At 72.8% G+C, this 11768-nt stretch carries 9 protein-coding genes; 3 read left to right on the top strand and 6 right to left on the bottom strand.

From position 1 onward, the window contains the following. Positions 1-111: 111 nt before the first annotated feature. A complete protein-coding gene (locus ABTZ58_RS32430; protein WP_351364556.1) occupies positions 112-1251 on the bottom strand; it encodes an aminoglycoside phosphotransferase family protein in 1140 nt (379 codons plus the stop codon). Positions 1252-1484: 233 nt separating this feature from the next. Here ABTZ58_RS32430 and ABTZ58_RS32425 point away from each other — a divergent pair, with 233 nt between their 5' ends. Continuing rightward, a complete protein-coding gene (locus tag ABTZ58_RS32425) occupies positions 1485-2978 on the top strand; it encodes a DNA-binding protein NsdB (RefSeq protein ID WP_351364553.1) in 1494 nt (497 codons plus the stop codon). Positions 2979-2982: 4 nt separating this feature from the next. Here ABTZ58_RS32425 and ABTZ58_RS32420 read toward each other — a convergent pair whose 3' ends face one another. Together ABTZ58_RS32420 and ABTZ58_RS32415 are read right to left on the bottom strand one after the other, a co-directional pair. Continuing rightward, positions 2983-4392 (bottom strand): PP2C family protein-serine/threonine phosphatase, encoded by a 1410-nt coding sequence (locus tag ABTZ58_RS32420; RefSeq protein WP_351364550.1) that lies wholly within the window; start codon positions 4390-4392, stop codon positions 2983-2985. A 273-nt stretch (positions 4393-4665) separates the two neighbouring features. Beyond that, positions 4666-5760, bottom strand: a complete 1095-nt coding sequence (locus tag ABTZ58_RS32415; RefSeq protein ID WP_351364547.1) for a baeRF3 domain-containing protein — start codon at positions 5758-5760, stop codon at positions 4666-4668. 284 nt (positions 5761-6044) lie between these two features. Between ABTZ58_RS32415 and asnB the strand changes: the two genes are divergently transcribed. Further along, complete coding sequence (asnB, locus tag ABTZ58_RS32410; protein ID WP_351364545.1) at positions 6045-7886, top strand: asparagine synthase (glutamine-hydrolyzing); 1842 nt, start codon at positions 6045-6047, stop codon at positions 7884-7886. Positions 7887-7924: 38 nt separating this feature from the next. On the opposite strand, the gene ABTZ58_RS32405 is transcribed toward asnB, so the two are convergent. Then, positions 7925-9493 (bottom strand): alpha/beta hydrolase, encoded by a 1569-nt coding sequence (locus ABTZ58_RS32405; protein ID WP_351364542.1) that lies wholly within the window; start codon positions 9491-9493, stop codon positions 7925-7927. Positions 9494-9750: 257 nt separating this feature from the next. Here ABTZ58_RS32405 and ABTZ58_RS32400 point away from each other — a divergent pair, with 257 nt between their 5' ends. Further along, a complete protein-coding gene (locus ABTZ58_RS32400) occupies positions 9751-10431 on the top strand; it encodes a chaplin (RefSeq protein ID WP_351364539.1) in 681 nt (226 codons plus the stop codon). 68 nt (positions 10432-10499) lie between these two features. Here ABTZ58_RS32400 and ABTZ58_RS32395 read toward each other — a convergent pair whose 3' ends face one another. Both ABTZ58_RS32395 and ABTZ58_RS32390 read right to left on the bottom strand, forming a co-directional pair. Further along, the gene (locus ABTZ58_RS32395) at positions 10500-11234 is read right to left on the bottom strand and encodes a class I SAM-dependent methyltransferase (RefSeq protein WP_351364536.1); all 735 of its coding nucleotides are present in this window, start codon (positions 11232-11234) and stop codon (positions 10500-10502) included. Between the two features lie 6 nt (positions 11235-11240). Further along, entirely contained in the window at positions 11241-11756 is a 516-nt protein-coding gene (locus tag ABTZ58_RS32390) for a hypothetical protein (RefSeq protein WP_351364533.1), read from the bottom strand. Positions 11757-11768 lie beyond the last annotated feature (12 nt).

Genomic DNA, 11768 nt, shown 5'->3' with positions numbered 1-11768 from the left:
CCCCGTCCAGCGCGCGTTGGGCAAACACGGATCCGGCCGGGGCGATGATGACATGGTTGCCGAGCAAGCCCCGCCCGTACAGCCGGGCGCACAGCGGCCGCTTCGTCCCCGTCAGCGAGTGCCGACCGCCGCGCGCACGGCCCGCCGGGCCATCTGGCAGTCGTCGTGCAGCCGCCGCAGCAACAGCCGCTGCTCCTCGCCGGACGGCGCAGCACCAGGATGGGCCGAGCCCGGTGCCGCCGGGGTCGCGTCGTGCATCGAACGCTGCACGGCCGTCTCGTACGTGCGGATCTCACGCGTCAGCACCAGCATCAGGTTCACCAGGAAGGCGTCCCTGGACGCCGGCCCCGCCGACTGCGCGATCTGACTGATCTGCCGGCGCGCGACCGGTGCGTCCCCGAGCACCGACCACAGCGTCGCCAGGTCGTAACCCGGCAGGTACCAGCCGGCGTGCTCCCAGTCCACCAGCACTGGACCGGCCGGTGACAGGAGCAGGTTCGACAGCAGGGCGTCGCCGTGGCAGAACTGGCCCATGCCCTGGCGCCCGGCGGCCTGCGCGATGCCGTGCAGCAGCTTCTGCAGGTCGCCCAGGTCGCGGTCGGTGAGCAGGCCCAGCCCGTGGTACCGCGCGATCCGGGCCGCGTAGTCCAGCGGGGCGTCGAACGTACCCGCCGGCGGCCGCCAGGCGTTCAGCCGGCAGATCGCGCCGAGCGCCGCCCTGATGTCCGCCCGGGGCGGCGCCTCGGCAGGGTGCCGCTGGAGGGCCGCTACCCGACCGGGCATCCGCTCGATCACGAGGGTGCAGTTGTCCGGGTCCGCCGCGATCAGTCTCGGCGCCCGCACGGGAGGGCGGTGCCGGACGAACGAGCGGTACGCCGCTATCTCGTGGCGGATCCGCTCGGACCAGGCGGGGGAGTGGTCCAATAAACACTTGGCGACGGCCGAGCTGCGACCGGTCGTGCCGACCAGGAGCACGGAACGGCCGGTGCGGCGCAGCACCTGCACCGGGGCGAACTCCGGGCAGATGCGGTGCACCGAAGCGATCGCGGTGCGCAGCTGCGCGCCCTGGGGGCCGGACAAGTCGAGTCTCCCGCTGAGCGGTTGGGTGCCGAGCACCGCGCCACGCCGAGCCCTGCCCCCTCCGAGCACGGGGGCCGCCGGCCGCGCGGGGGCGAGGTAGGGGCCGCTGTCCGTGGGACGCGGGTGGAGCGACCGGGGCGGTGCGGACACGGAGGACGATGCTGCGTACATGGGCGAGACAGATCCCTTCGTGTGCCTGCGACGACAGCGCTCACCCGGCCCGGAAGCCCCGGAGCACCCTGGGGAATGTCCCTGCGGCGACCGGGTCGGGGTGGCGCGTTCCTACCTGACACCGGATGACCGGTGGCACACCATCTGGCGCACCCTGGCGAACCCTGGCGAATAGTCGCTCGGCAAGTCCGGCCGGGCTACTGTCAACTCAGCCGAGAACCTGGGGGCTTGACGTGAGCGGACGACCCAACACCCGGCTCGCGGACCTGTTCGGCCTGGCCGGCTGGTCCAAGGGCGAACTCGCGAGGCTGGTCAACCGGCAGGCGGCGGCCATGGGCCATCCCCAGCTGTCGACCGACACCTCCCGGGTGCGGCGGTGGATCGACATGGGAGAGATCCCGCGCGATCCGGTGCCGCGGGTGCTGGCGGCTCTGTTCACCGAGCGTCTCGGCCGTGTCGTGACCATCGAGGACCTCGGTCTGGTCCGGCACGGGCGTGCGGGGAAGCGGCAGGGCGTCGGGAGTCCGGAGACTCCCGACGGTGTGCCGTGGGCGCCCGAGCGGACGGCTGCGGTCCTCACCGAATTCACGGGAATGGACCTCATGCTCAACCGACGCGGCTTGGTGGGCGCGGGCGCCGCGCTCGCCGCGGGATCCGCACTCAGCAGCGCCATGTACGACTGGCTGCACTCCGACCCTGCCCTGGCTGCCGACGCCCCCGACCTCGACCATCCCCTGCACGCCGACCCCGCTGGGTTCGACCGCTACGAGGCCGCCCCCATCGGGTCGCAGGAGATCGAGGAACTGGAGCGCTCGGTCGAGGTGTTCCGCGCCTGGGACGCGGCCCGCGGCGGCGGGCTCCAGCGCAAGGCCGTGGTGGGCCAGCTCAACGAGGTGGGCGGCATGCTCGCCTACCGTCACCCACCCCATCTCCAGCGGCGCCTGTGGGGCGTCGCCGCCAACCTGGCCGTCCTCGCGGGCTGGATGTCGCACGACGTCGGTCTGGAGCCCACGGCCCAGAAGTACTTCGTCATCGCCGCGCACGCGGCCAGAGAGGGCGGGGACCGGCCCCGCGCGGGTGAGGCGCTCTCCCGCGCGGCCCGCCAGATGGTGCACCTGGGCCGGCCGGACGACGCCCTGGACCTGATGAAGCTGGCCACGTCCGGTTCGGGCGACGAAGTGCTGCCCCGCACCCGGGCGATGCTCTACACGATCGAGGCCTGGGCGCAGGCCTCGATGGGCAAGGGCCAGGCCATGCGGCGCACGCTCGGCCGGGCGGAGGACCTGTTCGTCTCCGACAAGGCCGACGTCCCCCCGCCGGACTGGATGCAGACCTTCAAGGAGGAGGACCTCTACGGCATGCAGGCCCTGGCCTACCGCACGCTCGCCGAGTTCGAGCCGGGCGCGGCCGCGCATGCCCAGCACTACGCGGAGAAGGCCCTGGCCCTGCGGGTCGACGGCCGGCAGCGCTCGAAGATCTTCGACTACCTGTCGATGGCCTCGGCCTGCTTCATCGCCGACGATCCCGAACAGGCCGACCGTTACGCCCGTCTGGCCCTGGTGTCGATGGGATCCAACTCCTCCCACCGCACCTGGGACCGGCTGCGCCAGATGTACCGGCTCACCGCCCAGTACTCGGGCTATCCGAAGATCCAGGAGCTGCGGGAGGAGATCAAGCTGGCGCTGCCGAAGGCGAAGGGCAGGGGCGGCGCCGGCGCACAGGCCTGAATTCCTATGACGTGACCTTGGCGACGAGTACACAGGCGTTGTCCTGGCGCTCGACCGTGCCGAACTCCTGGACGACGGCCCGTGCGCAGTCCTCCGCGTCGGCGGATGCGGCCAGGCGCGGCGCCAGGCCGAGGAGGAGATGCGCGGCCGCCGCTCCGGTGTGCCCGGGCACCAGCCCGTCGGTGTGCAGGAGGAGCAGGTCGCCCGGCTCCAGGATCTCCTCGGCCTGTCCGTAGACGGCGCCCGTGGTGGCGCCGAGCAGGACACCGTCCGGGCTGTCCAGGACCCGCCCCGTCCCGTCGCGGAACAGCAGCGGGGCGGGGTGTCCGGCCTGCGCCCACACCAGCGTGCGGGTCGCGGGCTGGTAGCGGCAGCAGACGGCGCTGCCGAGGGCGGGCTGCACGGTGGCGTCGAGTAACTGGTTCAGCCAGGCCATCAGCTGTCCCGGCCGGGCCCCGGCCATCGCCATGCCGCGCACGGCGCCCAGCAGCATGGTCATGTGGGACGTGACGCCGACGCCCTGCCCGGTGAGATCACCGACGCTCAGCAGGGTGTCACCGCCGGTCAGTTCGAGCGCGTCGTACCAGTCACCGCCGATCATGGTGCGCGTGGACGCCGGCAGGTACCGGGCCGCGAGGTCCAGGCTCCGGGGGCCACGGTGCGGGAGCCGCAGGGAGCCGCGCCACGGCGGCAGCACGGCCTCCTGCAGCTCGACCGCGAGCCGGTGCTCGGTCCGCGCGGCCTCCCGCTGATGGTGGAGCGAGTCACGGGTCTCGCTCACCACCCGCTGGCTGCGGCGCAGTTCGCTGACGTCGCGCAGCACGGCCCACATCGAGGCGGTGCTCCCGTCAGTGTCGAGCACCGGTTCGCCCATCATGTGCACGGTCCGGACGTCCCCGTCGGGGCGTGCGATGCGGAATTCGCCGTCGATGGGCCGGGCGTCGACGAGGCAGTTGGTCACCATCGCCGTCAGCCCGGGCCGGTCCTCGTCGAGCACCAGGGACGGCAACTCGTCGAGGGTGAGCGGGGGAGCGGCGGGGTCGCGGCCCAGGATCTGGTAGAGCTCCCCGGACCAACGGGCCTCGTCCGTCAGGAGGTTCCACTCGGCGCTGCCGACCCGGCTGAGCAGCGAGCCCTGCACGGGCGTGGCGGGCTGCGGGTCCGGCGCCGTGGGGAGGGGGCCGTCCCGGAGCTGGGCGAGGTGTTCGTCGAGGTCGTCGAGCTGGTGCAGCGCCAGATCGCACAGGGCGCGCTGCCAGCGTCCGCGGGGGTGGTCCGCCCCGTCGCCCTCCGCGTCGCGGCGCACCGCGTCCACGTCGCCCTTGAGCCGCCGCGTCTGCGAGATGAGCGCGTCGACCGAGCCGTGTCCGGGCGGCTGGGCGGCGGGGCGGTCCGCGGAGAGGTGGGACGGCATGACGCACTCCGATGCGGGACGGTACGACCAAGGCGGGTGGAGGGACCGTTACGACTGTCGCACAGCCCGCGACGCCCTGTAAGGGATTTGGCACCACACGATACGGTGGTGCTTCTGGCATATGCCACCGTCTCGCCGAGTTACTCCGAGGTAGGTGGGAAGCGTGTCACCGGGTGTGCCAAGTCGTAGATTGCACAGGGAACTTGACGCCCCGTCGGGGTGGCGGGGGCGCTCCTGCGCGTGTTCGACGGTCTGGTGTTCGAGGTCCGGTTCTCAGTACCGCAGGACCCCGGCGATGCCGTCCGCCTCACCCAGCGTGCCGTCCGGTACGAAGCGGACGTCGGCCCCCGTCTCCAGGCACTGCTCGACGATCTCGTCCACGATGTCCTCGCGCGAGTCGAGGTCGCCGCTCTCGGCCAGGACCAGATGGTCGCCGAAGTCGCGGACGGTGGCGCGGTAGTTCTCCTCGACGGCCAGCAGCCGGACGCGGCCGTCCCGGGCGCTTCGCCACAGCTCGTCGACACCGGCCGCGAACGCCCGCCGCCCGCGAGCGGTTTCGAGGGCCCGGGCCACGTCGTCCGCGTTGCTGCGGGCCTCCGCCTCCAGTACCGGGCGCAGGGCCTGCCACACGGCCTCGGGCGTGCCGTGCGCGAGTCCCCCGTGCGGGACGCGCACCGCTCCCCTGGTGGCGCTGCCGGCGTCGTCCAGCAGGGAGAGGGCGGCCGGCTCGCCGGTGACGTAGAGCCGGCGCGGACGGTCGCGCAGGACGGCGCCCATCGCCGTGTCGGCCTCGCGCAGGAACTGCCGGGTCCGCTCCTCCCGGAAGGTGCTCGTCTGGTCGCCGGTCCGCTGCTGCCGCTCGGGGTCGAAGTTCTCCGTGCGCCGGGTCAGCGGGAAGCCGCCGAGGCGGGCCTCGAGGACGCGGTCGACGCCGCCGTTCCACAGGGTCGCGCGGTCGGCGGCGAGCGAGAGGGCCCAGAACGGCCGCCCGGCGGTGTGGGCCGAGACGAGGTTGCGGGTGAGGAAGGTGTCGGAGAGGACCACGCGTTCGGGCACGGGCCGGGCCAGCGACCACACCTGGTGCTCACCGGGGGCCGCGAAGATCGCCAGCCCGTCCTCGGTGTGGGTGGGGTCGACCTCGGACAGGGCCCGGTCGAGATGGTGGGCGACCTCGGCGCGCCGCTCCCGGGTGACCGCCGGGTCCGCCTCCAGTCGCCGTTTCGCCTCGGCCACCGCGTTGCGCAGCCGGACCTGGTCCTGGGCGCTGTAGGGCTCGCGCCGGTGTGTCGGCGTCAGCACGGAGACCGCGGGGTAGGGGCGCGGGCGCCGCAGCTCGGCAAGGGACGCGGGACTCAGAACGTGCTCCATGACAGCACGATAGAGCCGATTGACCTTTAGGGCATTCGGGGCAATCAGCGCACCCGTGTCGGGCTCCGTCGGACGGGAGTTGGGCAAGTCTTTGCCGCTGGCGGATTTCCGACGGGGGTGGCCCCGGCGGGAGGCGGCTCACGGGGTATTGCGCGTGCAAAGGCTGGCTGGAATCGGAGGGTCGGGGTCAGCCGGGGCGCGGCGGGTGAGTTGACCGTGGTCCGCGGGTGTAACAGGCTCGAAATATAGATGGTTACTACATCAAGTTTGCGGGAGGTACGTGTATGTGCGGCATCACCGGCTGGGTCTCCTTCGACCGCGACCTGACTGCCGAGGCCGCGACCCTGGACGCGATGACCGAGACGATGGCCTGCCGCGGGCCGGACGACCGGGGCGTGTGGGCCGAGGGCCCCGCCGGGCTGGGGCACCGCAGGCTCGCGATCATCGACCTGCCCGGGGGCCGCCAGCCCATGACCGCCGCCACCCCGCACGGCACCGTCGCCCTCGTGTACTCGGGCGAGGCCTACAACTTCACCGAACTGCGCGGTGAGCTCGCCGCCCGGGGCCACCGTTTCACCACCGACTCCGACACCGAGGTCGTGCTGCGCGGCTACCTCGAATGGGGCGACGCCGTCGCCGAACGCCTCAACGGCATGTACGCCTTCGCCGTCTGGGACGGCCGCACCGACCGGCTGGTGCTGATCCGCGACCGCATGGGCGTCAAGCCCCTCTACTACCAACCGACCCCCGACGGCGTCCTGTTCGGTTCCGAACCGAAGGCGATCCTCGCCAACCCGCTGGCCCAGCCCCGGGTCGGCCTCGACGGCCTGCGCGAGCTGTTCAGCATGGTCAAGACACCCGGGCACGCCGTCTGGGAGGGCATGCGCGAGGTCGAGCCCGGCACCGTCGTCACCGTCGACCGCGCCGGCCCGCGCAGCCGCGTCTACTGGGAGCTGCGGACCCGGCCCCACGAGGACGACCGCGACACCACGATCAGCACCGTCCGCTCCCTCCTCGACGACATCGTGCGGCGCCAGCTCGTCGCGGACGTGCCCCGCTGCACCCTGCTCTCCGGCGGACTCGACTCCTCCGCCATGACGGCCCTCGCCGCCCGGCAGCTCGGCGCGCACGGGGAGAAGGTCCGCAGCTTCGCCGTCGACTTCGCCGGCCGGACCGACCACTTCGTCGCCGACGAACTGCGCGCCACCCCCGACACCCCGTTCGTCCACGACGTGGCCCGGGCGTCGGGCACCGACCACCAGGACATCGTGCTCGACCCGGACGCCCTCGCCGACCCCGCCGTACGCGAGAAGGTGATCAGGGCGCGCGACCTCCCGGCCGGTCTCGGCGACATGGACGCCTCCCTGTACCTGCTGTTCAAGGCCATCCGCGAACGCTCCACGGTGGCCCTGTCGGGCGAGTCCGCCGACGAGGTCTTCGGCGGCTACCGGCAGTTCTTCGACGAGGACGCGCGCACGGCCGACACCTTCCCCTGGCTGGTGAGCCTCGGCCGGCACTTCGGCGACGACACCGAAGTCCTGCGCCCCGACCTGGTCAAGGCCCTGGACCTGGAGACGTACGTGGCCGACGGCTACCGCTCCGCCGCCGCCCGGGTCGAACGCCTGGACGGCGAGAGCGACTTCGAGTTCCGCATGCGGCGGATCAGCCACCTCCACCTGACCCGGTTCGTACGGATCCTGCTCGACCGCAAGGACCGCGCCAGCATGGCCGTCGGCCTTGAGGTCCGGGTGCCGTTCTGCGACCACCGGCTCGTCGAGTACGTCTACAACGCGCCCTGGGCGCTGAAGTCCTTCGACGGCCGGGAGAAGAGCCTGCTGAGGGAGGCGACCGCGGACCTGATCCCGCGGTCGGTCTACGACCGGGTCAAGAGCCCCTACCCCTCCACCCAGGACCCGCGGTACGCGGTGGCCCTGCGCGAGCAGGCCGAGGAGCTCCTCGCCCGGCCGGCCCACCCGGTCTTCGACCTCGTCGACCCGGGGCGGCTGCGCCGGATCGTCCGGCGCGACACGCCCGTCAGTGGCCAGGCGGCGCGGCGCGGCCTGGAGCGGACCCTGGACCTGGCGATGTGGCTGGAGCTGTACGCACCCGAGGTCGCCCTCGGCTGAGGGCACGGCCCCGGGGCCCTCACCGGCTCACCCGGGGCTCACTCGGTGTCGTGGTCGGAGCCGCAGGAGCTGCCGTCCGGCGGGAGGGTGCCGTACAGCAGGAAGGCGTCGACCTTGCGGTGCACGCAGGAGGAGGAGCCGTAGCCGGTGTGGCCCTCGCCCCGGTTGTCGAGCACCACGGCGGACGACCCCAGCCGCTCGGCCGTCTCCACCGTCCAGCGGTACGGGGTGGCCGGGTCGCCCCGGGTACCGACCAGCAGGATGCGCGGCGTGTCGACGTCCTTGACCTCGTCGCGGATGAAGTCGGTGCCCTTGGGGCGGCCGTAGCACATCAGCACCTGCGTGAGGCGGTACCGGCCGAAGACCGGTGACGCCTGCTCGTAGCGGGCGCGCAGCCGGCCCAGGTCCCGGGTGACCTGCGCGGCGGCCGGGCGGTCGGGATCGTCCGCGCAGTTGATCGCCATCAGCGCCGCCGGCAGGTTGTCCAGGGGCACGTCCTCCGGGTCGGTCAGCCCGTGGTGGGCCCTGGCCGGCGGGAGCGCGAAGCCGCCGTGCAGGAAGGCCTCGAGGCCGCTCGTGTCGCCCTCCTCCAGCAGCCGGGCGACGGCCCGCTGGAGCGAGGGCCACAGCTCCCTGCTGTAGAGGCCCTGCCCGAGGGCGCCGGCGAAGTCCTGGCCGGAGAACGCCTCGCCGAAGTCCGTCGGCACCGGGTCCCGGTCGAGCGACTCCACGACCTCGACGACGTGCTCCTGGGCCTCGCGCGGGTTCTGCCCGAACGGGCAGGCGATGTCCTCCGTGCACCAGGTGAGGAAGTTCTCCAGCGCGGTCTGCTGCCCCCGCGCGCTCACCACGCCCTGCTCCGCCAGCGGCTCGGTCAGGGTGTCGACGCCGTCCAGCACCATGCGGCCGACCTTCTTCGGGAACTGCGCCGCGTACACCGCACCGAGCCGGCTGCCGTAGGAGAAGCCCAGGTAGTTGAGCTTGCCGTCGCCGAGCGCGTCGCGCACGACGTCCAGGTCGCGAGCGGCGTTCACGGTGCCGATGTGGGGCAGGACCGGGCCCGAGTGCTCGGCGCACTCGGCCGCCGCGTCGCGCAGCTTCGCCAGCACGGCCTGCGGATCGGTCACGTCGGCGTTGCCGTCGGTGGCGTCCAGGGCGTCCTCGGAGGCGCTTCCGCAGCTGACCGGTGAGGAGCGGCCGACTCCGCGGGGGTCGAAGGAGACCACGTCGTAGCCGTCGGTGAGGTCCATGAACTCCTCGCCGGCGAGCGCGAGCTGGCCCACGCCCTGGCCGCCGGGGCCGCCGAAGTTCAGCAGCACCGAGCCCCGGGAGGCACCGGTGGCCCGGTAGCGGGCGACGGCGAGGTCGAGCGTTCCCCGCTCCGGCCGGTCGTAGTCGAGCGGGACGGTGACCTTGCCGCACTGCAGGTCCTTCGGCATGTCCGGTCCCGCGCACGCCGACCACTTCACCTTCTGGTCGTAGAAACGCGCCAGGCCGGGCGGGGGGTCGGCGGCGGCCGGCAGCCCCGCGCCCAGCAGGGCCAGTCCGGCCGCGCCGGCGACCGCGCAGCGCCGGATCGGGGGGCGCGTGGACAGCTTGGCCAGCATCGATGCCTCCAGGGGCGCCCCACGGCGCCCTCGCCCACGATAAGCGGGCCCCCTGGGACTCGCCTCCGGGCGGGCGGGGCGGGGAGAAGTGGCCTATCCTGCGCGCTTTCCTCGCATACGAGGGTCTTTACCGCTAGTTCGACAAGCGGGCCGCTCGATGGAGTGAAAGGCCGATAAGCCATAACTCGGATCGGGCGGCCCGCGTTCTATCTCGTGCGGGTGAGTGCCCGCGACGATGTCTGGAAGGCAGGGAACCTATGAAGCGGGTCACCCGAAACGGTGTCATCGCCGTCGCCGCCGCCTCGGGCGCGATGGCCATGACCGTCCCCGCGCACGCCGGTTCCGGGGCGGACGGCTCTTCGGCCGGTTCGCCCGGGGTGGTCTCCGGCAACACCGTCCAGCTGCCGGTGCACGTCCCGGTGAACGTGTGCGGCAACACCGTGAACGTGGTGGGGCTGCTGAACCCCGCCGCGGGCAACGCCTGCGCGAACGAGGACGGCCGGACGGCCGAGCGGCCGGGTCGTTCCGGCGGTGGCGCGGTCGCCGAGGGCCGGGGAAAGGATTCGCCGGGCGTGGTGTCCGGCAACGGCGTCCAGCTTCCGGTCGACCTCCCCGTCAACGTCACCGGCAACACCGTGGACGTGGTCGGCATCGGCAACCCGTCGACCGGCAACGAGTCCTCGAACACGCCCGGCGACCGCCCGGTCCGGCCGCGTGACCCGGCGGAGCCGGCCCCGGAACCGTCCGCCCCGCCCCGCACGCGTCCGGCTCCGGAACCCGACCGGCACATCGCGCCGCAGCAGGCCCGGGGCGCCCTCGCCCACACGGGCACGGACCACACCCTCCAGACCGTCGCCGCGAGCGCGGCGCTGGTGCTCGGCGGAGTGGTCCTGCGCCGACGCTTCCGCCCGACCGGGAACAGGGAGACGAACAACTGACCTGTCCGGTGCCGCCCTGTCCGGTGCCGGCCTGTTGGGGGAGGAGGGCCCGGGCGATCAGCGTCCGGTCAGACCGCCTCCGCCACCCCCGTCAGCAGCACCATGCCCGAGTGACCGTAGTCAGGCAGGCTCGGGTCCGTGTCGATGTGGGTGACGTCCAGGTCGCGCGTCAGGGGGGTGAAGACCTCGGTGATCGTCGCCGGGTCGACCGGGCAGCCGGGCCAGTGGGACGCCGGGCCGATGCGGTAGGTCGGCATGTTCTCCATGAACGCGGCGACCAGGTACCCACCGGGGGCGACCGCGCGGACGAAGGCGCGGCAGAAGCCGGCGAACTCGGCGAAGTCCTCCGTCACGCTCTCCGCGACGAAGTGCATGGAGCCCAGTTCGTACCGGCCCGGCGGCAGGGACCGGGCGTCGGCGTGGACGATGTTCACCGGGGCGAGCGCCCCGGCCAGCGTCGCCGGCACCCGGGGATCGTGCCGCCGGCACAGCGCGTGGAAGGGGAGCCAGCTCGCGTCGAGACGGTGACAGATCTGGTCCCGGAGGTAGGCGACGTTGCTCGCCCCCGCCTCCACGGCGTCGATTCCGCGGCACGCGGCGGACGCGAGCATCAGCGGATACAGGTTGGGCCCCGCCCCGAACTCCACCGCGCGCGTGATCCCGCCGGCCGGCAGACTCCGGTAGAACGCCGCGTGGTGCGCGATGACGGCCGCGTCCGACGCGTGCACCTCGCGGTAGTTCTCCGCGAGGTAGTCCGCGACCGGCCAGCGGTCCCAGTCCACGTCGTCGTTGTGCATCGTCATCGCCGTCTAGCCCTTCATCCGCAGCGGGAAGCGGATCCCGTAGGCGATGTCGGTGGCGAGCGAGGTCACCGTGCCGAGGACCAGCAGGCGTACGGCGCGGTCGGAGCCGTCGACCGGGCTGGGGGTGAGCAGCCGCGCCAGCAGTGCCAGCACCAGGATGTCACCGAGGGGATGGGTGATGCTGATGGCCCGCTGCTGCGTCGCGAACAGCGGGTACATGGCGAGGTAGCAGGCGTCGGCCGGGGACGGGAACGGGTTGGAGGCCCCGAGGTGCTCCTCCATCACGAAGTAGTACGTGTCGCCCGCGATGAACGTGAGCAGGCCGGCGGCCAGGACCCACCAGGGCCACCGGTGGGCGGGCCGGTACACGTGCGTTCCGATCAGGAGGGCGCAGGCACCCGACAGCCCCATGACGGCCCACATCGCGGGGGCCACCACCGGGTCGGTCATGTACACGATTGAGACGGCTGCGACGAGGGCGAGGTGGGCGGACGTGAGCAGCCGTCTCGCCTGCGAGGACATGCGCCTCCCCCC

Source organism: Streptomyces sp. NPDC094143 (assembly GCF_040303825.1).
In the GTDB taxonomy this organism is placed as follows: domain Bacteria; phylum Actinomycetota; class Actinomycetes; order Streptomycetales; family Streptomycetaceae; genus Streptomyces.
The sequence above is the reverse complement of the archived record's forward strand: the minus strand, read 5'-3'. Positions and strand labels throughout refer to the sequence as shown.